The following is a 22,508-nucleotide window of genomic DNA, read 5'->3' as shown; positions in this document are numbered from 1 at the left end:
AAGAGAAAAGAAATTTTTTTACATAACTATTGCAGTTTCACAAAGAAGGTAGGAACAAAAGATGTATAAAATAGGTGTTGTGGGTCCTGTCAAATCCGTCCAAAGAATTATTGCTTTAGCCAGAGAAATTGAACAGGATATGGAATTTATTCCGTATATTTATGCGATAGCGACAGAGACAAAGCATCTTGTGGAGACCTATGATCAAGATGTGGATTTCTGGCTGTTTTCTGGCTATATCCCCTATAAGATAGCGAGCCAAACAAAGGTTTCACAGGATAAATTGGCTCATATCATTTTTTCGGAGGCGGCTATTTATAGAGGATTTTTAGAGCAATCCTATCGGCAAAAGAAGTTTATTGAAAATGTTAGTATCGATATTATACCTTCTCCCTCACAAATGGCTTCAGAGGGTCTAGCGGAGATCCAAAAAAATGTCAATCATATGTATTTAAAGGAATTTGATGTAGCCATTGATCCAAAAGAGTTATTTGATTTTCACTATACACTTTGGCAGGAGGGAAAGATCGATTTTGCCATCACTTGTTATCCATCTGTCGATGAAGAGCTGAAAGAACGAGGAGTTCCTTCCTATTGGGTATCTCCCACAAAAACAGAAATTTACCATACAGTTCAGCTGTTTACGGAAAAAATTAAAACATCCTACTATAAAGAAACTCAAATTGGTGCAGTAATGCTTGAAATCAAGGATTTTGATTCCTTAAAGGAGCGTATGAAGCAAGGGTATCGCATCCAATATTTAGAACTACGTACTAAGGAACATCTACTTCAACTTTGTGAACAAATTGACGGTTCCCTCATTGAAGAGGGGAATGGAAAATATACAATTTTTAGTACAAGGGGAGCGATTGAAGGGCAGATTAAATTTCTACAGGAAAAAATGTATCAATTATCCATCGAAATGGAAGCAAAAGTAACTGCAGGTATTGGTTTTGCACAAACCGTATTCAATGCAGAGCTACATGCTCATCGAGGGCTAAGGCAGACCAAGGAAAATGAAGCCATCGATATCGTTATGATTCAGGATGACGGTACGATTATTGAGTCGGTCGGAAATATGGAAGAGCTGTCTTATTCTTACCGAGCAGAAGATCCCGATATTTTAGAAAAGCTAAAAAAAGGTAATATTAGTATTAAAACGTATATGAAAATCCATGCGCTTGTGCAGAAAATGCACTGGAAGCATTTTACGACTAAGGATTTAGCGACACAGCTTCAAATGAGTGAAAGAAATGCACAGCGGATTGTTGCGGATTTATGTAGTGTAGATTTAGCAAGAATTTGTGGCGAAGAATTACAGCATTTGCGTGGTAGACCAATCAAAATATATCAGCTTGTCTAGAAACTAAAAAAATGTTCCAAACCAATGTGTGGTTTGGGACATTTTTTTTTCTTAAATTTTTGTATCGATAAAACAAAGACCAGTACACAAGTTGTGCGCCTTTTTGAGCCGATCATTCATAGCTAGAGAAGCGACTATCTATTAGAAATTTTCAAAAAAATATTGTTTTTTTGGAGTACTTTGATTATTATACGAATATATAACGAAAATGTCGGTATATAAAAGGGGTTTTGATTTTACTAGATTTGCAAGGGGGCAAGAATCTTAAAGAACAACTGTAGCGGTGATGCAATCACTGCCATAAAGAGAAGGTTTTTGATCATGGGAGGGATATAAATGACAACAAATGACGTAACGAAAAAATCTAGAAATGTTATCCTTGCACTATTATTTTTAGGCTGGTCTTTAGGGAACTTAGATCGCTATATTATGAACTACGCAGTCGTTTCAATTACAGGCGATTTGCAACTGGATGCATCTTCGACGGGTATTATTTTAAGCGCTTTCTTTTTAGGCTATGCCATTATGCAAATACCAGGCGGCTGGCTAGCTGATAAATTTGGCGCAAAACGAATCTTGCTAATGGCTGTCATCATGTGGTCAATATTTACCGGACTTACGGCTATTGCCTGGTCTTTAACAGCGATGATTGTTATTCGTTTCTTATTCGGTATTGGAGAGGGTGGATTCCAACCATCTAGCTCTAAGATTATTGCCACGATTTTCCCGAAAGAAGAAAGAGGCAGAGCGATGTCGATTATGCTGACTTCTGGTGGGATTGTTTCGCTAATTGTACCGCTGTTAGCCGCTTATTTATTAGGAACGATTGGCTGGCGTATGATGTTTATCATAATCGGGGCTATTGGAGCGATTATTGCTTATTTATATTGGAAATACATTCAGCTCCCAAAAGCTGAAACAGCAGAGGCTGCTGAGACAGGTAGTCCGGCAGTTAAGGTAAGCTTTAAAGAACTTTTGAAAACACCGCTCATGTGGAATTTGATTATTGCTTATTTCTGTATTTATGCGGTGAACTGGGGATTAGTATCGTGGATTCCAACATACCTTCAAAAAAATCGTGGACTAGACTTAATGTCCATTGGTTGGGCACAAACGATTCCTGCTATTACAACGATTATTGGGGTGTATGGTAGCGGATATATTATCGATAAGCTTCCAAGAGGAATGGAAAAGGTGTTAGGCTCCATTTCCTGTGCAGTCATCGGTCTTTTATTGTATTTAATGTTTACAGCGAAAACGGTGACATTATTTATTGGCTATCAAACAGTTGTTTCTATCTTTATTGCGTTTGTCATTACGCTACTACCCGTAATTGTTCTAAAGAAATTGCCTTCGTCTATAACAGGCTCAGCTATGGGGATCGCGAATACAGGCGGACAGCTAGCGGGGTTTGTTACACCTATGGCTATTGGTTTTATGGTCGATGCCTTTAATGGCTCCTTTGATGCAGCCTTTTGGATGTTAATTGGATTCGCGCTCATTTGTATTGTGTCGCTTGTAACGTTAAACGACCAAAAAGGAGCATTATTGAAAGCATAATAAATAAATTGGAGGAACAATAATGAGTTTTCAAGAAAAAATTTCTACATTAATTGAGGCAAAAAAGGATGCAAGCGTGGCCTTAAGCGATGCAATTTGGGCTGTACCGGAGCTTCATTTTCAAGAACAACAATCGATGCAATATATGAAAGAGGCACTCGAAAACGAGGGTTTTCAAACTGAGGCTGGCGTAGCTGGGCTGGATACTGCGCTTGTTGGAACTTTTGGGTCAGGAAAGCCAGTCATCGCCTTTTTAGGGGAATACGATGCACTACCTGGCTTGAGCCAAAAGGGCGGTGTTACCATTCATGAGCCTCTTGAGAATGGGGGAAGTGGTCATGGCTGTGGCCATAATTTATTAGGAACAGGAGCATTTGCAGCAGCTGTTGCCGTAAAAGATTATTTAGAGCAACATCCACAATCCGCAACCATCCGTTTTTACGGTTGCCCTGCAGAAGAAAATGGATCTGGTAAAGCTTATATGGCGAAAGCTGGCTTATTCGATGATGTAGATATCGCCATTTCTTGGCATCCTGGTACGTTTTCAACGGTGATGACATGTAGCTCTCTAGCAAACTATGCTGTTACATTTAAGTTTACAGGTAAAAGTGCACATGCAGCAGCTGCTCCTCATCTGGGAAGAAGTGCATTAGATGCTGTTGAGCTAATGAACGTTGGGGTAAACTATTTACGAGAGCATATCATTCCAGAAGCAAGAGTGCATTATGCTATTACAAACTCTGGTGGAACATCTCCGAATGTTGTTCAACCATATGCTGAGGTTACCTATTTAGTGCGAGCACCTAAAAAGCAACAAGTGCAAGAAATCTATCAGCGTGTTGAACAAATAGCGAAGGGTGCAACGCTCATGACAGGTACTTCCCTAGAAATCGATTTTGAAGGTGCTGCTTCTAATTTAATAACAAATAAGACGCTTTATGATGCCATGTATCAACAAATACTTGAAATTGGCATGCCAGACTATACAATAGAGGATGAACAGTATGCTCAGGCTATTTTCAATACGTTTTCTCCTGAAGTACAAGCCTCTTCATTAGTTGGTCTACATAAAGACGATGTTCAACCATTACAAGGAAAAGTTATTGCTGATCATATTCCTCGAATGCTTCCTGAATTTATCATGGGTGGCTCTACGGATGTGGGAGATGTTAGCTGGAATGTGCCAACTGTTCAATGTACGGCAGTATGTATGGCATTAGGAACGCCACTGCATACATGGCAAGTTGTTTCTCAAGGTGTCACGCCTATCGCCCATAAAGGTATGCTACAAGCTGCTAAAATTATGGCGTGTACTGCGATTGAGTTATTGGGTAATCCAGTACTGATTGAGGAAGCTAAAAAGGAATGGCAAGAACGTCTTGATGGGGAGACGTATGAATCGTTAATTCCGGAGGGGACAATGCCTCCAAAGCGATAAAAGGATAGCAAAAATATGGATAGAGTCTTCATAGGAGAACTATGAAGACTCTGTTTTTGCACATTTTGAAAGGAGTCCACAGTAATGTCAACACAACCTAGTCACGATCAGCTTGTGGCACAATCGGTCACACAGTTTCGCTCTGCCGCAAAAGAAGGACAGTGCGCTAACTATATCCCTGCATTAGCTAAAAAAGACCCAAATCAATTAGCCATAGCCATTATTGGCACTGAAGGGCATGAAATTAAAGCTGGTGATACGTCAGAATTATTTACGCTTCAAAGTGTTTCCAAAGTAATCACCTTTATACTGGCCTGTATGGATCGAGGATTGCCCTATGTATTAGAAAGGGTGGATGTTGAGCCAACAGGAGATACATTCAACTCTATTATTCGCTTAGAAAGTCATCAGCCAGGAAAGCCCTTTAATCCAATGATTAATGCTGGGGCGATTACTGTCTCCTCTATGATGATTGGTCATTCACCACAGGAGAAGATTGACAAAATCCTACAATTTTTAGAGCAAATCATAGGTAAGCAATTAAGTGTCAACGAGGAAGTGTTTCAATCCGAGTGGCAAACAGCTAACCGTAATCGAGCACTAGCCTACTATTTAATGGATTCTGGTTTCTTAGACTGCCCAGTAGAAGCGGCTCTTGAGGTTTACTTAAAGCAATGTGCGATTGAAGTCAATGTATCCGATTTAGCGATGATTGGTTTAGTTATCGCTAATGATGGCTATCATCCGCTATTAAAGAAACAATTATTTCCTAAACAAGTGGCAAAATTAGCAAAGGCTTTAATGGTAACATGCGGTATGTACAATGCTTCAGGAAAATTTGCGGCGTTTATTGGACTTCCTGCTAAAAGTGGTGTTTCTGGTGCCATTCTTACCGCTGTCCCAGGTCATGCAGGATTAGATTCACCATTCCCTGCTGGCTGTGGCATAGGTATTTATGGACCAGCCATCGATCCTATTGGGAATAGTGTCGCAGGTGTCCAATTGCTGAAACATTTAGCGACAGAATGGGATATGACCATTTTTTAACGAATAGAAGATGACTTCAGAGTGAGCTCTGAAGTCATCTTTTTTTCATTTTATATAGAATGAATAGGGCAATAAACCAAATAGGTGTTAGTAGAAGAGCTGTACGTGTTGCCTCAGAAATAAACATCACAATTAATAGGAAAGCAAAAAACGCAAGCACTACGTAGTTAATAAAAGGTGTCAGCGGTGCTTTGAAGCTTGAGGCCTCATGTAGGGCACGATTTTTCCGTTTATAGATGATGTGAGAAATGATGATAATACTCCACACCCATATGAAGCAAATCGCACTAATAGTCGTTACGATACTAAAGGCATTCTCTGGCATTAGCTTACTTAACAGTGCCCCTACTGATACAACAATTGCAGAAATGACTAGTGCGTTACTTGGAACACTATTTTTATTGAGCTTAGCAAATGCAGGTGATGCTTGTTTATTTTTACCAAGATTAAAGAGCATTCGACTTGTTGAGAATAAACCACTATTACCAGCAGATGCGGCTGAAGTGAGCACAACAAAATTAATAATACCTGCAGCAATTGGAATACCCGCTAATGTAAATACTTGGACAAATGGACTGCTTGTGGCAGACATTTCATACCATGGATTGATACATAGGATGACAAACAGTGCCCCTACATAAAAGAGTAAAATTCGGAATGGTATTTTATTAATAGCAGAAGGAATGTTTTTTTGTGGGTCCGCAGTCTCGGCTGCCGATACCCCTACTAATTCCACACCGACGAAAGCGAAAACAACCATCTGGAAGGCCATTAAAAAGCCATATACTCCATTTGGAAACAGGCCGCCGTGGACCCAAAGATTATCTACTGAAACCGTCCCAGAGCTTGTTTGAAAGCCTGTCACTAACATAATAAGTCCAAGGATAATGAGCGCCACAATGGTAATCACTTTAATGATAGCAAACCAAAATTCTAACTCCCCAAATAGTTTGACCGTTAATAAATTCAATAGTAGTAATACTACTAAACAACCAATAGCTGGAACCCACTGAGGGATATCAAACCAATATTGTGTATAAACCCCCACAGCGATAATATCTGCCATCGCCGTCATGATCCAACAGAACCAGTAGGTCCAGCCTGTTACATACCCTGCCCATGGCCCTATGTATTCGGAGGCAAAATCCGTAAATGATGTATATCCTGAATTCGAAAGTAATAGTTCGCCCAATGCACGCATAACAAAAAAGAGTGCCGTTCCGACAATTAAATAGGCAAGGATGATCGAAGGCCCTGCTAATGCAATGGCTTTCCCAGAGCCGAGAAATAAGCCGGTTCCTATTGTCCCACCAATGGCAATAAGCTGTACATGGCGATTTTTTAATTCACGTTTTAATTGTTGCTGTTCCACGTTAATCCCCCCAAAGATGCATAAAAAATGATGACTGGAAAAATAAAAAAGAGACTAGTTGTGACACTAGTCTCGGAAAAACGTCAGAATAACAAATACCATTTGATCACGGATGGTTCATGAAATCATCATAACCTTCGTATGGCATCGCTTAAAAAAGCTGTTATTACTCCTCTGTCCTTTTGCCTGAGATAGTGAACCCTTCGGCGACGCACATTGCGCTCTCTCCAGAACTGCTCCTGCTATAGTTTGATCCATAGCATTCATAGCTTATTAATTTTTTATCATAAATATTATTTTAAGATATTATATATCCTAGCAGTGCTTTTACAATTATTCAACTAGAAATTTATATTATTTTCAGAAAAATAGAAGAATGTAGTGTATAAATGAAAATTACTAACGATAATTAGTATTTTTGGGCATACAAAGATTTTCGTAGTATGCGCAAATACGAAAGTTTTATGTGAAGAAATGAAGAGGGGACAAGTGAGAGGAAGAGGATCATTATAGTATGAACGAGTGTAAGAAATAGCCGCTTAAAATTTTGCAATAGATATAATATAGTAGAAACTCTGAATTTTTTGTATAAAAAGAAGCCGTCTCCTAGTTCTTTGAGACGACTTTTTTAGGGAAATATTAATATTTTTTGGCTTTTATTTTACCTGTCCAAGTTTTGAAGCCGCCTTGAAGTTGGTAAATTTGGTTGTACCCACGTTTTTTAAGAAATAGTGCAGCACGTGAGCTACGGCCTGTATTTTGACAGTATAAATATACTGGTAAATCTGGGCGAATTTCTTTATAACGTTGACGTAATGTTGTGGAAGGAACATTTCGTGCGCCAAGAATGTGACCAGCATCAAATTCTTTTTGTTCACGAACATCGATTAGCTGCGCTTTACGATAGCCTTCAATAAATTGTTCTTGTGTTAAGTTGGTTACAGCTTTTTTGAGTCTTAGTGCATTAATACCGATGTATGCAATTACGACTACTAAAACGACACCGATTGTGATAAGTATGTCCAAGATTTTCTTACCCCTTTCTATCTTCTTTATTATTATAAAAGATGCGCTAGCGATAGTCCAATGAGTTTGATAAAATTAACTAGATTGTGGCGAATTCGTCGATATCGTTTGCAAAGCCACAACTTGAACTGTAACGTAATCTTCGTTAAGGTTGAACCGCAGGTGGGGCCTGAGGTATTTTTATAAATTGTAGGAGATGAACATATGACAACTTGGTATTTTTTAAATTCAGGGAAATGTAGTCCTTCTTTTAATATGGCACTAGATGAAGCATTACTTGATTGGCATAGTGAGGGGTTCATTCCACCAGTCATTCGTTTTTATGAGTGGGAACCGGCAACATTATCAATCGGTTATTTTCAGCAAGCCAAAAAAGATATAAATTTAGATGCTGTACGTGAGCAAGGCTTAGGTTTTGTACGTCGACCAACTGGTGGACGAGCTGTGCTGCATGAGCATGAGCTCACATATAGTGTCATCGTAACAGAAAGCTATCCAAATATGCCAGAGTCAGTGACAGAGGCGTACCGTGTGCTAAGTGAAGGCATCTTGCAAGGTTTCCATAACTTAGGGATGGATGCCTATTTTAGTGTCCCTGATACAGAGGAGAAAAGAGCAGACTTAAAGAGTCCGAAAAGTGCAGTATGCTTTGATGCTCCAAGCTGGTATGAGCTGGTAGTTGAAGGGAAAAAAATAGCAGGAAGTGCGCAAACACGACAAAAAGGCGTTATATTGCAGCATGGTGCCATTTTATTAGATTTAGATCAGGAGAAGTTATTATCGGTCTTTAATTTTTCGAGTGAAGAAGCGAAGGATCGTATGCGCAGAAAATTACCAGAGAAAGCAGTAGCGATTAACAGTCTTGTGGATGAACCTGTGACAGTTGAACAATGTGTGACTGCTTTTCGAGATGGTTTTGCAAAATCGTTGCAAATTGAATTAAAACCATTTACACTTTCTGAGGAGCAGTTAGAATATGTCCGTGCATTAGAAGAAAAAAAATATGCATCTGATGAGTGGAACTTCAAAAAGTAAAAAATGGTATAAAAAAATATTTTTAAGCGTTCAATCCTTGCTATTACAAGTAGTTACGATTCTATTGAAAAAAGCAAGAGTTGAATTGAAAATCTATATATAGTATCTTTTTTAAAGACATATACACAATATGTAGTGTTTAACAACACATGATATTGTGTATTTATTTTGTAAGGGAGGCAAAACGATGGTACTCACAAATCATCAACCCGATGTAAACAATCAATTTGAACAGTTAAACAAAGATATCGAACAATTCCCGCAGGTACACCCTGTAACGCCTGATATGCACATCACGCACAAAGGTGTATCAAGACTTGTCATGATCGATCGCTACTCGTTTAAAGACACAGAAAAGAAAACACTAAAAGCCGGTGACTTTGTTGTTTTAACGGTAAAAGCTGATCCAAAATTCCCTGCACGAGGTTTAGGGACAATTCAAAAGCTGGACATGACTACAAAAACAGCTGATATTTTGATTGAGGAAGATTATCGTAGCGTTTTAGACGATCCACAGGAGCAAGAAACGGGTGTGATTACGCGTTCAATTGACGTGCTAGAGAAGCCTCTTGAGATTTTTTATGAACAAATCGCTAAACGAAATGCAACAGGACTGGCGGTTGTTGAAAAAACACCAGAAAAACGCCAAGAATGGTTTGAAAAATTTTATGAGCAATTAGTGTCCTTAAAGTTCATTCCTGCTGGACGAGTAATCTACGGAGCAGGATCTGAAACAGATGTAACATTCTTTAACTGTTACGTAATGCCTTTTGTTGCGGATTCACGTGAAGGTATTAGTGATCACCGTAAGCAAGTAATGGAAATTATGAGCCGTGGTGGTGGAGTAGGAACAAATGGTTCCACATTACGTCCACGCAACACATTGGCACGTGGTGTAAACGGTAAATCATCAGGTTCTGTTTCTTGGTTAGATGATATTGCTAAATTAACACATCTTGTAGAGCAAGGTGGCTCACGTCGTGGAGCACAAATGATTATGCTTGCCGATTGGCATCCAGATATTGTGGAGTTTATTATTTCGAAAATGCAAAACCCACGTATTCTGCGTTACCTAATTGAAAATACAACGGATGAAACAATCATTCGTCTAGCGAAAGAGAAATTAAACTTCAAGCCACTTTCTATGCAGGAAGAAGCTATGTATCAAGGCATTGTAAACTATAAAAGCATAGAAGGATTAGGTGGATTTGATACAGCCATTATTCGTGAGGCTGAAAATAAATTACGTGATGGTGGCACATATACTGTGCATAACTCAGAGTTTTTAACAGGTGCAAACATCTCCGTAACATTAACAAAAGAATTTATGGAAGCTGTTGAAAACGATGCTGATTTCGAACTGCGTTTCCCAGCGGTTGAAGAATACTCGAAAGAAGAAATGCATGCTTACAACACAGAATGGCATCATGTTGGTGACGTTCGTGAATGGGAGAAAATGGGCTATAAAATCCGCACATATCGCACAATCAAAGCGAAAGAATTGTGGAATTTAATTAACGTATGTGCAACATACTCTGCAGAGCCAGGAATTTTCTTTATCGACAATGCGAATGATATGACGAATGCAAAGGCATATGGTCAAAGCGTTGTTGCAACTAACCCATGTGGGGAACAGCCCCTTGCGCCATACTCAGTGTGTAACTTGGCAGCGGTAAACCTTGCACAATTTGCGAATAAAGACAATCAAACTGTAGATTACGAAGCACTACGTGAAACGGTTCGTGTTGGTGTCCGTATGCAGGATAATGTTATTGATGCAACTCCATACTTCTTAGAGGAAAACCGTGTACAAGCACTTGGTGAGCGTCGTGTTGGACTAGGCGTAATGGGTCTAGCTGATTTACTCATTTATTGTGAGAAAGAATACGGTTCTGAAGCAGGTAATGCTTTAGTCGATGAAATCTTTAAAACAATTGCTGAAACCGCGTATGAGGCGTCTACAGAGCTTGCTAAAGAGCGTGGAAGCTTCCCATTCTTAGTAGGTGCTACTGACGAAGAAACAGCTCGTTTACGTAAAGCTTTCACAGAAACAGGCTTTATGCAAAAAATGCCTGCTCACATCAAGGAGCAAATTTTAGCAACAGGTATCCGTAACTCCCATTTATTAACGGTTGCCCCAACAGGTTCAACAGGAACAATGGTAGGCGTAGCAACAGGTCTTGAGCCATACTTCTCTTTCACTTACTACCGTTCTGGCCGTCTAGGTAAGTTCATTGAAGTGAAAGCTGAAATTGTAAAAGAATATTTAGATCGTCATCCAGAGGCTAATGAGCAAGAGCTTCCAGAATGGTTTGTAACGGCAATGGAGCTAAAACCAGAGGCACATGCGGATGTACAATGTATTATTCAAAAATGGATTGATTCATCGATCTCTAAAACAGTAAACGCGCCAAAAGGCTATACTGTACAACAAGTTGAAAAAGTATATGAGCGACTATATAAAGGTGGCGCTAAAGGTGGTACGGTCTATGTGGATGGTAGCCGTGATTCACAGGTACTTACGCTAAAAGCCGAAGAAAATGATATGGATCAACTATCATTTGAGGAGGAATTAGTAGAAGAACATACAACACGTCCAGTCGTATTAGTTGATACGATTCAAGCACTAGAGTCCACGACGGTAATTGGCTCGGACGTAGGAAATACATGTCCAGTATGTCGTAAAGGAACAGTCGAGGAAATGGGCGGCTGTAATACTTGTACAAACTGTGGCGCACAGTTAAAATGCGGCCTGTAAATTTTATGTTCTAGTTGCTTTGAATAAAAGAATGATAACGGTAATAAATTTTGATTAAAAGTAACCTCTTCGGTATTATGGCCGTAAGAGGTTACTTTTTTATATTTTTCTGAAAATTATAGGTTTGATATGACTTCGGTAGAATCAAAAACTTATTCGACTACATGTTCATCATCTATTGAAAGGATTTTGATGAATGGGTTTGGACAAAGTTCTAGTGCCGATTAGTATTGTACTTAAAGGAAGAGTGGGATACTTTTATAACAATGTTTCTGGTAATAGGCTGATTATGTTGGAATATATAACCTTATGGTGAAATCTCCATTAAAGCAAGAACGAATCATTACCAATCCAACATTTATATATAGGAGTCGCATCAGGATAGTGTGGATTTACAACAATAATCATAATAATTTCCAATTAAGGGCTGGGAACATCCTCATTACAATTTATGTCTATATTGAAAAGGGAGGTAGAATAATGTGGTTACTATTCGGACTTATTGCTATAGTAGCAACTTTTATAAATCTTTACATGTATACAACAGGTAAAGATTATAAACTAGCGATGGCAATGGGGTTATCATTTACAGCATTGACACTTTGTTCGGAATATAGTTTTGTATCTAGCTGGGTACAAGTAGAAGATTGGGCAGCTTTAGAGGATGTAGTACCAGGTATGGAAAGGGCATTATGGTTTTTGACAATTGTTTCTATCTTACTAAATATAGCACCTATACTTTTACAGTTGAAAAATAAAAAATAATACTGATTCGGGTTCATACGGATATACGGTAAGCAAAATTAAGTTCTCAAAAAACGCTTTGGGAACTTCATTCATTTTAACTCAGCCTTATTTTTTCAAAGAAGCGGATAGATATTTTATATTTAACAGGCAAATTTGAAGGAGTATACGCCATTTTGTGGAATTAAAATAATGTTCGGTCAAGTGTAATAAAGTTTGATGACAACCCTTATTTTATAAGGGACTTGCTTATGACATTTGATTTAAGGCTTGTTTGTTAAGGGTTCTCATACATCCAGCTAGGTAAAAAAATGGTGAAAGGGGAGAAAGTAATGAGTGTAGTGATTTTTAATGGAGAGCGCTCTGAAGAAAGTGTTCAATTTGAAAAGTTGTTATTTTCCCAGAGTAATAAAGTGAGCTTTTCTAGTGTTGAAAATGCTAAACAGTTCATCAAGCAAAAAGCAACTGTGAATAATCAGCCCTATGTCATTGGAGATGATGTTCAATTTTTAAGTGTGAAGGATGAACAAACTTTTGAGGATATGCAAGTTTTTACATTAAATGATCAAAAGTCCTCGAAACAAAAAGTGATTCTCTATATTCATGGTGGCGCTTGGACGAATCAACCGTTAAATTTACACTGGCTGTTCATGGATAAAATAGCACAAGCATTACAGGCAAAAGTTATTGCCCCGATTTATCCAAAAGTACCTCATTTTAATCATAAGGACACGTACCAAAAAATGCTGCATCTCTATAATAAAATTTTAGAGACGGTTGAAAGTGCCAGTCAATTAACCATTATAGGAGATTCTGCAGGAGGTAATATAGCACTTGGTTTGGCCCAGCTTTTAAAGCTAAATCATTTGCCACAGCCACAAGATATTATTTTACTATCGGCTTGTGTTGACCTAAGTCTAGAAAATCCTCTTATCCCTGAATATGAAGAAAAGGACCCTATGCTAGCTAGTGAAGGAATGGGGGTCATCACAAAGCTATGGGCAGCTGATAAGGATTTAAAGGACCCTCTGATTAGTCCAATTTATGGTGATTTTCAAGGTCTAGCGAGTATTACTCATTTTATTGGCACCCATGAAAGTTTATATCCAGATGCAGTAAAGTTTGATGAACAACTAAGCGAGCAAGGGATTGATATTACAACTTTTGTTTATCCTAAAATGAACCATGTGTTTGTTGTCATGCCCATCCCCGAAGCACTAGATGCTCAACAGAAAATTATAAATATTATTCATAGTAAAGTGTTGAAATAGAAAGGATTACGCTAAATAAATAGTGTGGAGATCCCAAGTGTGTTTTGATTTTTCAAAACACGCTTTTTTTATTTCCTGTTTTAATAAACGGATTTTTACGCAAAGCCGGCTCAAATCTCATTGTTTAAACAAAAATTAAATTGTAAAGCTAGCTTGACATAATTAAATATGTAAAGTAAACTTTACTTATTACTAAATGTACAGTTTGCTTTACATTTAATGAGGAGGCATTATGAAAAACAGAATTCGTGAATTGCGGAAATCGAAAAAGATTACGCAGGAGGATTTGTCTAAGGTAGTGGGTGTCTCACGACAATCTATCATTGCAATTGAATCGGGAAAATTCAATCCATCATTAGAGCTTGCCTACAACATTTCAAAAGCGTTCAACTGCACGATTGAGGAAGTTTTTATTTTCGAAGAGGAGGGAATGGCGTAATGGGATTTTCTATAGGGGGTATTTTGGGACTGTACGGCGGGATGATTTTTGGCATCCTTGGCTGGTGGTTTGGAAGGAAAAAAGCGAAGAAAAATAGAGGGTTAGATGAAGTACACGACCATATTTGGCAAAAGGCGAAATCTTATTCATGGTATTTGACGTTAGCAGCAATTTATATTTTCTTTTCTTTAGTAGTGTTTGGGATTAAATTAAGCACTGCCATGGTTTTAGCTGTACTTTTATTTGTACACTTAGGGAGCTGGGCGATCATTGGGCTCATTTTGACTATCAATATGTATAGACCAATACCTTTTAAGCCTTCTTATGTGAAGTTAGGTATAAGTATCAATGTCGCATCACTACTTATTTTTACCATTATCTCGATCCTAACAAATAATTGGCTGTTTTTATTATTCAGTATTCTGCCTAGTATGATGGGGATATTTACTGCCCTTACAGTCCGTAGGAAAGATTCTAAATAAATTTAGTTGTCCGATTCATCCCTTTGGATAGGTTTATCGAGCTGCGATTATGGCATTTAAACGAAAAATGCAAGGCTAGCATCTATATAAAAAAGGCAGTTCCAACAACTTATGTTGGGACTGCCTTTTCCTTAATCATGATTTAATGTTGCTGCTATTTCTGGCTGTTGCTCTACTTGAAGTAGCATATTAAAGGATGCAATGGCAACTTCCACTTGATCATCCTTTGGTTCGCGAGTCGTTAGCAATTGAAGCCATAGACCAGGATAGCCAAGGAATCGTAATACAGGAATATTACGGCAAGCATTTGTTGCCTGTAATACTTCAAATGATATTCCTAGTACTACTGGAATTAATAAAATACGATCTAAAATACGTAGCCATAGCGGGTCAGTTGGCACAAAGAAATATAAGAACATGCCGACAAAGACTGTGAAAAGAATGAAGCTACTACCACAACGATAGTGTAGACGTGATTGTGCTTGGACGTTTTCAACTGTAACGTCTAAACCAGCTTCATAGCAGTTGATGACTTTATGCTCCGCACCATGGTACTGAAATACTCGTTTGATGAGAGGCGTTAACGAGATAAAATATAAATATGTGAGCAGTAATAGTAGTTTAATACCGCTTTCAAGTAAAATTTGGCCCGTTTTTCCTTCAATCCATTTAGAGAAAAAATCAGCTATAAAAACTGGAATTAGTGTAAAGGCAAATTTTCCAAATAAAAAGGAAAGAATACCTACTACAGCAACGCCAAGTATCATTTGAAGTTTGGATCCTTCTTCTTTATTATCTTCTTCTTCACCAGGTACTACATCATAACGATCCCCTGCAAATTGCATATGACGAGAACCTAAGCCTGCTGATTCAATCAACGCGACAACGCCTCGAACAAATGGGATTTTTTTAAGCTTTTGTAAAATAGGCTTTTGTACTTTTTTAAAATGATAATAATCAATGGAATCATCGTTACGACGAATGGCTGTAACTGTATGATCCTTTCCTCCGAACATCACACCTTCTAATTGTGCTTGTCCCCCGTATACAGGTGAATTGCTCAAGGCTAACACCACTCTCTTTATATATTTCAACTGTACCATTGTACTAAATTTAGTCAAAAACCTCTACAGTTACGCATAGTAAATTTTCTATATGGCTACACTAATCGTACATTTTAGGAAATGATTAGTGGGCAAAGGAGGAAATATTGTGAAAATAGGGACAATAACGTCACTTGTAAATGCGCTTGTTTTAGCATTGTGCTTAAAAGGTTTACATTATTTTAATCTTATTAAATGGCATCCGATTGGTTTTTATAAAAAATGGGGATGGTTTGAAGAAAGCTCTAAATTATTTCACTGGACCTTCTTTATTTTTCTTCTATTTATCATCGGATTGTTTGTATATATGACTATGCGCTATGTCTATGTCATTCCGGCGGTCTTTTCTTCGCTACTGCTAGGGCTTTTTGTAACGATTCTATTAGAATGGATTGCATTAGATTTACCATTACAACTTTCTTCCTTTAAAAAGCTTTCGATTCCATTCATAGTTGTCGTGGTTTGCCTTTTACGCTTCTTGTTAGAAACAGCCAATTTTCATCAGAGAGAGCATACGGCGCAAAAAGGAAATTAGTTGCTGTATGCGCCGTGTATGATAAAATAAATGGCAAGTACATAGAAAGAGGCGAATAGAAGCGTGAAGTTATTATGTTTGAATGGACCCAACTTAAATCGACTTGGAAAAAGAGAGCCACATATTTATGGACATGAAACATTGGATGATGTTCAAGAAAATGTTCAAAATCTTGCGGCTTCTTTAGGTGCCACAGTTGAATTTCGTCAATCCAATCACGAAGGGGTACTTGTGGATTGGGTGCATGAAGCAGAAGACGAAAAATATGATGGCATCATCTTTAATCCTGGTGCATATACCCATACAAGCATCGCGTTACACGATGCTATTGCAGGAATTTCTGTGCCAGTAATCGAAGTACATATTTCCAATATCCATAAACGTGAGGCTTTCCGTCATCATTCCTATCTTGCTCCGGCCTGCCTTGGTCAAATTTGTGGACTAGGTACGAAAGGCTATGAACTGGCACTACGTACATTTATCGAGAGGGAGAATTGATTATGTTGAAATTACAAAAGCTACGTAAAGCACTTCAAGAACAAAACATCGATGGTATTTTAGTTACGAATGGGTATAACCGCCGCTATATGACTGGTTTTACAGGGACAGCAGGCGTAGCAATTGTGTCTCAAAATGATGCTGTGTTTATTACAGATTTCCGATATACAGAACAAGCTGCCGCGCAAATTCAGGACTTCCGAATTGTTAAGCATGAAGCAACAATTATTGAAGAAATTGCTACACAAGTAAAAAATATGGGCATCAAATTACTGGGCTTTGAGAGAGATACTGTAAGCTATGGCACATATGAACTGTATAAATCGAACATTCAAGCTGATTTAGTGCCGATTTCTGGGCTAATTGAAAAAATTCGCTTGATTAAGACGGAACAAGAGATTAATATTATTAAGGCTGCGTGTGAAATTGCAGATCACGCATTTACACATATTTTAGGCTTCATCAAGCCTGGTAAAACAGAGCTTGAGGTTTCGAATGAATTAGAATTTTTCATGCGTAAACAAGGAGCGACTCAGTCTTCGTTTGACATAATTGTTGCGTCTGGTCTTCGTTCAGCATTACCACATGGCGTGGCAACGGATAAAGTGATTGAAAAAGGCGACTTTGTTACATTAGACTTTGGTGCGCTATACAATGGCTATATTTCGGATATTACGCGTACTGTGGCTGTTGGAGAACCATCTGAAAAATTAGTAGATATGTACAATGCAGTCCTTGCTTCTCAGCTGTTAGCACTTGAAAAAGTGGGTCCTGGATTAACAGGTATTCAAGCGGACGCTATTGCACGTGACTACTTAAAAGAAAAAGGATATGGCGAAGCATTCGGTCATTCTTTAGGACATGGTATCGGTCTTGAAGTACATGAAGGCCCTGGCTTATCGATGCGTTCTGATGCAGTGCTAGAGCCAGGTATGGCCGTGACGATTGAACCGGGTGTTTATTTACCAGGTATCGGTGGTGTCCGTATTGAGGATGATATTTTAATCACTGAGACAGGGAATGAATTACTCACACATTCGTCAAAAGAACTCATTATTTTATAAAATTTGGAGGAACACAAATGATTTCAGTAAACGATTTCCGTACAGGTCTAACAATTGTTGTTGATGGCCAATTATACCGCGTGCTAGATTTCCAACACGTTAAACCAGGTAAAGGTGCTGCTTTCGTACGTTCTAAATTACGTAACCTACGTAACGGCTCAGTGAATGAAAAAACATTCCGTGCTGGTGAAAAAGTAGAAAAAGCACAAATCGATAACCGCAAAATGCAATATCTATATGCACAAGGTGACGACCATGTATTCATGGACCTAGAATCATACGAGCAAACTGAACTAGCTTCAGCAGCAATCGAGTATGAATTAAAATTCCTAAAAGAAAACATGGAAGTTCATATTCAATCTTACCAGGGTGAAATGCTAGGTGTTGAATTACCAAACACGGTGCAATTAGAAGTAACTGAAACAGAACCAGGCATTAAAGGTGACACAGCTTCAGGTGGTACGAAACCTGCTACTCTTCAAACAGGTCTTATTGTACAAGTACCATTCTTCGTAAACCAAGGTGATGTACTAATCATTAACACAGAAGAAGGCTCTTACGTTTCTCGTGCTTAATTATTAATGATAATCAACCTACTCTTTTTTATTAAAGGGTAGGTTTTTATTTTTTTCTTATACATTTCTTGTGAAACGATCGGGACATTGTGATAATGGATAGAGAAACTATCTCTTTTTTTCTTATCTCCCTCCAATTTTCTATCATCAGATAGATGGTCATTATTGGGAGAAATGTCTACAATAATCGTAAGGAGTGAGAGTTATGCTACAAACAATACTAGATAGTCAACAACCAATCATTCAAGCACCTATGGCAGGTGTCACATCACCTAAATTCGTTGCAGCTTGTACCGAGGCAGGATTATTAGGCTCTATAGGTGCAGGTTACTTAGATGGTGAACAAACAAAGCAATTTATTCAGGAAGTGAAAAAGCTAACGACAAAACCTTTTGCGGTCAATCTATTCGTACAAGAGGAGCCGCAAATTGATATCGAGGTTTTACAAAAGGCCCGCATGGCACTCCAACCTTTTTATGATGAGCTTGGACTATCTCCTGTACAAAGCGTTGTATCCAAGGAAGTTTTTGCTGGACAAGTCCAAGCGGTTATTGAAGAGAATGTAAAGATCTGCTCATTTACATTCGGTATTCCTTCAGCGGAGGTGCTCCAACAGTTAAAGGAACATGGGGTATATACAATTGGTACAGCTACTACATTAGCGGAAGCTCAGCTAGTTGAACAGGCTGGCATGGATGCGGTGGTCCTACAAGGCGGAGAAGCGGGTGGTCATCGAGGTTCCTTTACAGCACCACTTCAATTAATTCCTTTATATGACCTACTGCAGCAGGTAGCGGGGAACATAGCTATTCCTATTATCGCAGCGGGAGGCCTTGTGACGAAGGAGGATATTCAGAAGGCTTTAGAGAGCGGGGCACAGGCAGTGCAAGTTGGGACGGTTTTACTGGTGGCAGAAGAATGTGAAATTTCTCCGCTTTATAAAAATGCGGTGCTGGCATCAAAAGAACAGGAAACAACCATTACACTCGCATTTACAGGTAAACCAGCAAGGGGTCTAGCAAATGATTTTACTAGACGTATGAAGGATGCGACAGTTGCACCCTATCCGTTGCAAAATTATTTAACGACAACTATTCGTAAGGAAAGTGCTGAACAGGGCAATGCTGAATATTTATCGATGTGGATGGGCGAAAATAGCCATCTTGTACAGCACACTGGTACGGTCAAAAGTATCGTAGATAAATGGCTATAAAATTTTTACATAGAAGATCTCTATACAACTGTATAGAGGTCTTTTTTTTTGTAGAGCGACATATATTGCTGTACACGAGGGGGCGTAGGAATGGAATTACAAGACGTATTAAGAGTTGCTGGAGTGGGACTAGTAGTTGCGCTTCTTCATGTTTTCTTCGATCAAACAGGGAAGAAGGAATTTTCATTTTTCCTATTTTTTATTGCCTACTTATATATGACAGCAGAATTACTCCGATTTTTACGTCTATTTTTTACCGAAATTCTCACATTCTTTCAATGGCTGACATCATCCGGGTAGGGTAAATGGAAATTGTTATCGTTGCTGTTGTCATGCTGCTTTTATTGTTGCTGATAAAAGAAGTCATACAGCCACTCCACGCGCTAATAAGTGTGATGTTTTCGTTTTTACTTTTTGGCATGCTGTTCTCGACACTTTTATTGCCCTTCGTCAAGCAACTTTTAGAAACGCTTGCGTTTTTGCCTTATGCAAAGGCTATTTTAATTAGTGCAAGTATGTTCTATGTCGGGCAATGGGTGTCATTGCTGCTTGTAGAACATAACTATAGGGTGCTCGGGAACATTGTTTTTGCAGCGGTAAAGATTGTTATTTTATTGTATTGGTTCAAAGAATTTTTGGCTGTTTTACAGGAGGTGTCGGCCATTTTACAAAGGCTAAACTAAGGAGCGGAGCCATTGCAGGAGCAAATACTATCGTTTTTAATCGACCCATTCTTTCTCTTGCTCAAGATGACACTGTTGCTTTGTAGTTATGTCATCATGATTTTAATCATCAACATGATATTACCAGAATTTGAAAAAGGGACAAGAATCCTCTTTTTTCTAATTGTGTTAGCTACGATAGGACCAGTTGTTGTTAAATCTTTTACATTAATTGATGAAATTGCCCAAGGACTAGCCCATTTATTTACGGCGTTTTATCCTATTTTGACCTCAAGCTTTATGTTATCTAGTAGTATTACAGCCATTGCATCCTGGCAGCCTTTTTTGCTGTTTTTTGTACAAGTTCTCACAATTATTAGTAGTAAGTGGCTTATTCCAGGTGTTTTGTTAGCCATTGTTTTTGATGTATGTAGTGTGATTGTTAAGGAAATATCTTTTACACGGATCGCGGATTTGATTCGCTTTACCATTATGAGTATCGTTTCTGCCTCTGTTATTTGCTACGTCCTATTGATGACTGCAGGAGGAGTGGCTGCGTTTAGCGTCAATGCAGCTGTAGCTGAGCCAGTCAAAAAATTAATTGAAGAAAATATTCCGGTAGTTGGTTCGTTTATAGTTGATAGCTTTTCAATGTTTCAGCATATGACACAATTTACATCCTCACTTACCAGCATTAGTGCCTTTATCGCAGTTATTACCGTATCGTTTATTCCAACTGTTCAACTTGTTGTCAGTGCCTATTCTTTAAAAATGCTTGCCGCTATTTTAGAACCCATTGCCTTTGATGATATTTGTAGACTACTAGATCAAATTAGTAAATCCCTATTTACCTTATGTGCTGTATCATTTTTGATTGCTTTTTCATTTATGTTCTCTTGTTTTTTCCTCATTGTGTTCGTACAAGTTATGGCAGGGGGGAGATAGATTGATTCTTTTATTGGCATTGCTCTTTGTTTGTCAGATATTTGTGTTTCTAACGGATGATAAGGAAATAATTTCACTCACAAAACTGGTCATCACGTTAGTATTTTTGCAATTGCTATTAAAGATTCCATTTATCAATTCATAGGAAGAAACAAGCGTACATACACTTGAAAAAGAGAAGATGAAAGGAGGCAATGTACAAGTGATGTGGAAAAGACACGAAAAAAAACAACGTCATTAATGGTTTTAATACTGGTAGCTGCCTCCGTTGGTATTTTCATCATTTTGCCTATGTATCAAACGAATTCAACGAACGACAAAGGTTCACCGCTCACGAATGAAGAAAAACTTGAGCAAACACTAAAAGCAATGCAAGGTGTTGGGGAGGTTAAAGTCTATTTTTATTATGGAGAGATGACAGATGACCAAGATGCCAATAAACTATTCAGCCAATATTTTCGAGGGACTGAGCAAGGCGCGAAAAACGTAACAGGAATGCTAGTTGTTTCAGAAGGTGCATCCGATATCTTTGTGAAAAATGAAATTCGTGCAGTCGTCAGTCAAGTGATGCAGTTGCCGATTCATCGAATTATTATCGTTCCAATGGAAAATAAGGAGGAAAAGTAAATGCGCGTACGTAGAAGAACAGTTTGGTTTATGACATTATTAAGTTTAGTAGCAGTCATTTCAGTGTATTATTTGGTTGATCCAGCAAAACAGTTCAATGGTCTTACTATTTTTACGGATGATACATTACAACAAACAGCTGTAAGTGGTGTTACTGATCAAAAAGCAACGAATGATGTGACACAAGAAGTTTCTTCACCGAGTCATTTATTTGAAGAAATGCGTATGCAAGTTAGTGATGAGAGAAGCCAACTTCGTGAGCAGTTAACACAAAAAATTGCTTCAGAAGAATCTTCTGCTGACGAGAAAAATGAGGCATTCAATGAAATGGATGGTCTTATTAAACGAGAATCAGCAGAAGCAATGCTTGAAATGCTCATTAAATCATTAGGCTATTCTGATGCATTTGTTCGTGCCGAAGGAGAAAAAGTTTCTGTTACAGTCATGGCTGAAGAATTGTCAAAATCCCAAGCAAATGAAATTATATATTTAGTAAGAACAGAGATGGAAGGCGCAAATGATGTACAAGTAAAGTTCAGCGCGAATAATTATTAAAAATATAGAAAATAATAAATTTTTAGTTTATTTAAAAAGAGTTGTTATATATCAGCGTTATGAAAAGGCTTTCGCTTAGTAAAGGAAAGCCTTTTATTTTGTTCATATTTACTTAATTTTCATTTAACTATTTCAAATTGATTCGAAAAAATATAAAATAGTTATTGTAGTAGATTTTATTTCATAAGGAGAGTTA

The 22,508-nt window shown here is 38.1% G+C and carries 23 protein-coding genes and 1 riboswitch; of the genes, 20 read left to right on the top strand and 3 right to left on the bottom strand.

The window, feature by feature from the left end:
- The first annotated feature begins 61 nt into the window (after nt 1-61).
- From KVT27_RS11880 to KVT27_RS11865, 4 genes are all read left to right on the top strand, one after another.
- Nucleotides 62-1,363, top strand: coding sequence for a hypothetical protein (locus KVT27_RS11880; RefSeq protein WP_036126974.1), 1,302 nt, complete (start codon nt 62-64; stop codon nt 1,361-1,363).
- A 336-nt stretch (nt 1,364-1,699) separates the two neighbouring features.
- Nucleotides 1,700-2,923: an MFS transporter gene (locus KVT27_RS11875; RefSeq protein ID WP_036126972.1), complete on the top strand. Its 1,224-nt coding sequence runs from the start codon at nt 1,700-1,702 to the stop codon at nt 2,921-2,923.
- A 22-nt stretch (nt 2,924-2,945) separates the two neighbouring features.
- On the top strand, nt 2,946-4,361 hold the full coding sequence (locus tag KVT27_RS11870) for a M20 family metallopeptidase (RefSeq protein ID WP_217581335.1): 1,416 nt from the start codon (nt 2,946-2,948) through the stop codon (nt 4,359-4,361).
- Nucleotides 4,362-4,445: 84 nt separating this feature from the next.
- Nucleotides 4,446-5,408 (top strand): glutaminase, encoded by a 963-nt coding sequence (locus KVT27_RS11865; RefSeq protein WP_036126970.1) that lies wholly within the window; start codon nt 4,446-4,448, stop codon nt 5,406-5,408.
- Between the two features lie 34 nt (nt 5,409-5,442).
- Here the strand turns inward: KVT27_RS11865 and KVT27_RS11860 are convergent, their stop codons facing one another.
- On the bottom strand, nt 5,443-6,780 hold the full coding sequence (locus tag KVT27_RS11860; RefSeq protein ID WP_217581334.1) for an amino acid permease: 1,338 nt from the start codon (nt 6,778-6,780) through the stop codon (nt 5,443-5,445).
- A 164-nt stretch (nt 6,781-6,944) separates the two neighbouring features.
- Nucleotides 6,945-7,021, bottom strand: a riboswitch (glycine riboswitch).
- 398 nt (nt 7,022-7,419) lie between these two features.
- On the bottom strand, nt 7,420-7,806 hold the full coding sequence (locus tag KVT27_RS11855) for a rhodanese-like domain-containing protein (RefSeq protein ID WP_008180167.1): 387 nt from the start codon (nt 7,804-7,806) through the stop codon (nt 7,420-7,422).
- Between the two features lie 204 nt (nt 7,807-8,010).
- On the opposite strand from KVT27_RS11855, the gene KVT27_RS11850 reads away from it, so the two are divergent.
- The 6 genes from KVT27_RS11850 to KVT27_RS11825 all read left to right on the top strand — a co-directional run bounded on the left by KVT27_RS11850 (nt 8,011) and on the right by KVT27_RS11825 (nt 14,535).
- Nucleotides 8,011-8,841, top strand: coding sequence for a lipoate--protein ligase family protein (locus KVT27_RS11850; protein ID WP_217581333.1), 831 nt, complete (start codon nt 8,011-8,013; stop codon nt 8,839-8,841).
- A 187-nt stretch (nt 8,842-9,028) separates the two neighbouring features.
- The gene (locus tag KVT27_RS11845) at nt 9,029-11,599 is read left to right on the top strand and encodes a vitamin B12-dependent ribonucleotide reductase (protein ID WP_036126961.1); all 2,571 of its coding nucleotides are present in this window, start codon (nt 9,029-9,031) and stop codon (nt 11,597-11,599) included.
- A gap of 480 nt (nt 11,600-12,079) precedes the next feature.
- Entirely contained in the window at nt 12,080-12,364 is a 285-nt protein-coding gene (locus KVT27_RS11840) for a hypothetical protein (protein ID WP_036148994.1), read from the top strand.
- A gap of 311 nt (nt 12,365-12,675) precedes the next feature.
- The gene (locus tag KVT27_RS11835) at nt 12,676-13,614 is read left to right on the top strand and encodes an alpha/beta hydrolase fold domain-containing protein (RefSeq protein ID WP_208705707.1); all 939 of its coding nucleotides are present in this window, start codon (nt 12,676-12,678) and stop codon (nt 13,612-13,614) included.
- 232 nt (nt 13,615-13,846) lie between these two features.
- Nucleotides 13,847-14,053, top strand: a complete 207-nt coding sequence (locus tag KVT27_RS11830) for a helix-turn-helix transcriptional regulator (protein WP_008181842.1) — start codon at nt 13,847-13,849, stop codon at nt 14,051-14,053.
- Complete coding sequence (locus KVT27_RS11825) at nt 14,053-14,535, top strand: hypothetical protein (protein WP_036148992.1); 483 nt, start codon at nt 14,053-14,055, stop codon at nt 14,533-14,535. Before KVT27_RS11830 ends, KVT27_RS11825 begins: the two co-directional genes overlap by 1 nt.
- A gap of 131 nt (nt 14,536-14,666) precedes the next feature.
- On the opposite strand, the gene KVT27_RS11820 is transcribed toward KVT27_RS11825, so the two are convergent.
- Nucleotides 14,667-15,638, bottom strand: a complete 972-nt coding sequence (locus KVT27_RS11820) for a DUF1385 domain-containing protein (RefSeq protein WP_051998125.1) — start codon at nt 15,636-15,638, stop codon at nt 14,667-14,669.
- Between the two features lie 109 nt (nt 15,639-15,747).
- Between KVT27_RS11820 and KVT27_RS11815 the strand changes: the two genes are divergently transcribed.
- From KVT27_RS11815 to KVT27_RS11770, 10 genes are all read left to right on the top strand, one after another.
- Nucleotides 15,748-16,173: a hypothetical protein gene (locus tag KVT27_RS11815; protein ID WP_036126952.1), complete on the top strand. Its 426-nt coding sequence runs from the start codon at nt 15,748-15,750 to the stop codon at nt 16,171-16,173.
- 63 nt (nt 16,174-16,236) lie between these two features.
- Nucleotides 16,237-16,671, top strand: a complete 435-nt coding sequence (aroQ, locus tag KVT27_RS11810) for a type II 3-dehydroquinate dehydratase (RefSeq protein ID WP_036126950.1) — start codon at nt 16,237-16,239, stop codon at nt 16,669-16,671.
- 2 nt (nt 16,672-16,673) lie between these two features.
- The gene (locus tag KVT27_RS11805; protein ID WP_008179857.1) at nt 16,674-17,735 is read left to right on the top strand and encodes a M24 family metallopeptidase; all 1,062 of its coding nucleotides are present in this window, start codon (nt 16,674-16,676) and stop codon (nt 17,733-17,735) included.
- A 17-nt stretch (nt 17,736-17,752) separates the two neighbouring features.
- Entirely contained in the window at nt 17,753-18,310 is a 558-nt protein-coding gene (gene efp, locus KVT27_RS11800) for an elongation factor P (RefSeq protein ID WP_008179859.1), read from the top strand.
- A gap of 205 nt (nt 18,311-18,515) precedes the next feature.
- The gene (locus KVT27_RS11795; protein WP_036148988.1) at nt 18,516-19,523 is read left to right on the top strand and encodes an NAD(P)H-dependent flavin oxidoreductase; all 1,008 of its coding nucleotides are present in this window, start codon (nt 18,516-18,518) and stop codon (nt 19,521-19,523) included.
- Nucleotides 19,524-19,613: 90 nt separating this feature from the next.
- On the top strand, nt 19,614-19,823 hold the full coding sequence (locus tag KVT27_RS11790; RefSeq protein WP_008179863.1) for a hypothetical protein: 210 nt from the start codon (nt 19,614-19,616) through the stop codon (nt 19,821-19,823).
- Between the two features lie 5 nt (nt 19,824-19,828).
- Nucleotides 19,829-20,206, top strand: a complete 378-nt coding sequence (locus KVT27_RS11785) for a hypothetical protein (RefSeq protein WP_008179865.1) — start codon at nt 19,829-19,831, stop codon at nt 20,204-20,206.
- A 12-nt stretch (nt 20,207-20,218) separates the two neighbouring features.
- Nucleotides 20,219-21,130: a stage III sporulation protein AE gene (locus tag KVT27_RS11780; protein WP_036126944.1), complete on the top strand. Its 912-nt coding sequence runs from the start codon at nt 20,219-20,221 to the stop codon at nt 21,128-21,130.
- Between the two features lie 207 nt (nt 21,131-21,337).
- Entirely contained in the window at nt 21,338-21,757 is a 420-nt protein-coding gene (locus KVT27_RS11775) for a hypothetical protein (RefSeq protein WP_008179869.1), read from the top strand.
- Complete coding sequence (locus KVT27_RS11770) at nt 21,758-22,312, top strand: SpoIIIAH-like family protein (RefSeq protein WP_008179871.1); 555 nt, start codon at nt 21,758-21,760, stop codon at nt 22,310-22,312.
- The last annotated feature ends 196 nt before the right edge of the window (nt 22,313-22,508 follow it).

The sequence above is a fragment of the Lysinibacillus sp. GbtcB16 genome, from assembly GCF_019091145.1.
GTDB classification, from domain to species: domain Bacteria; phylum Bacillota; class Bacilli; order Bacillales_A; family Planococcaceae; genus Lysinibacillus; species Lysinibacillus fusiformis.
Note: the sequence above shows the minus strand (reverse complement) of the source record. Positions and strands in the feature narration are given on the sequence as shown.

Excerpts from the sequence above, each read along its gene's own strand:
- KVT27_RS11880 (WP_036126974.1), top strand. The coding sequence starts at position 62 with ATGTATAAAATAGGTGTTGTGGGTCCTGTCAAATCCGTCCAAAGAATT.
- KVT27_RS11875 (WP_036126972.1), top strand. The coding sequence starts at position 1,700 with ATGACAACAAATGACGTAACGAAAAAATCTAGAAATGTTATCCTTGCA.
- KVT27_RS11870 (WP_217581335.1), top strand. The coding sequence starts at position 2,946 with ATGAGTTTTCAAGAAAAAATTTCTACATTAATTGAGGCAAAAAAGGAT.
- KVT27_RS11865 (WP_036126970.1), top strand. The coding sequence starts at position 4,446 with ATGTCAACACAACCTAGTCACGATCAGCTTGTGGCACAATCGGTCACA.
- KVT27_RS11850 (WP_217581333.1), top strand. The coding sequence starts at position 8,011 with ATGACAACTTGGTATTTTTTAAATTCAGGGAAATGTAGTCCTTCTTTT.
- KVT27_RS11845 (WP_036126961.1), top strand. The coding sequence starts at position 9,029 with ATGGTACTCACAAATCATCAACCCGATGTAAACAATCAATTTGAACAG.
- KVT27_RS11840 (WP_036148994.1), top strand. The coding sequence starts at position 12,080 with ATGTGGTTACTATTCGGACTTATTGCTATAGTAGCAACTTTTATAAAT.
- KVT27_RS11835 (WP_208705707.1), top strand. The coding sequence starts at position 12,676 with ATGAGTGTAGTGATTTTTAATGGAGAGCGCTCTGAAGAAAGTGTTCAA.
- KVT27_RS11830 (WP_008181842.1), top strand. The coding sequence starts at position 13,847 with ATGAAAAACAGAATTCGTGAATTGCGGAAATCGAAAAAGATTACGCAG.
- KVT27_RS11825 (WP_036148992.1), top strand. The coding sequence starts at position 14,053 with ATGGGATTTTCTATAGGGGGTATTTTGGGACTGTACGGCGGGATGATT.
- KVT27_RS11820 (WP_051998125.1), bottom strand. The coding sequence starts at position 15,638 with ATGGTACAGTTGAAATATATAAAGAGAGTGGTGTTAGCCTTGAGCAAT.
- KVT27_RS11805 (WP_008179857.1), top strand. The coding sequence starts at position 16,674 with ATGTTGAAATTACAAAAGCTACGTAAAGCACTTCAAGAACAAAACATC.
- efp (WP_008179859.1), top strand. The coding sequence starts at position 17,753 with ATGATTTCAGTAAACGATTTCCGTACAGGTCTAACAATTGTTGTTGAT.
- KVT27_RS11795 (WP_036148988.1), top strand. The coding sequence starts at position 18,516 with ATGCTACAAACAATACTAGATAGTCAACAACCAATCATTCAAGCACCT.
- KVT27_RS11790 (WP_008179863.1), top strand. The coding sequence starts at position 19,614 with ATGGAATTACAAGACGTATTAAGAGTTGCTGGAGTGGGACTAGTAGTT.
- KVT27_RS11785 (WP_008179865.1), top strand. The coding sequence starts at position 19,829 with ATGGAAATTGTTATCGTTGCTGTTGTCATGCTGCTTTTATTGTTGCTG.
- KVT27_RS11770 (WP_008179871.1), top strand. The coding sequence starts at position 21,758 with ATGCGCGTACGTAGAAGAACAGTTTGGTTTATGACATTATTAAGTTTA.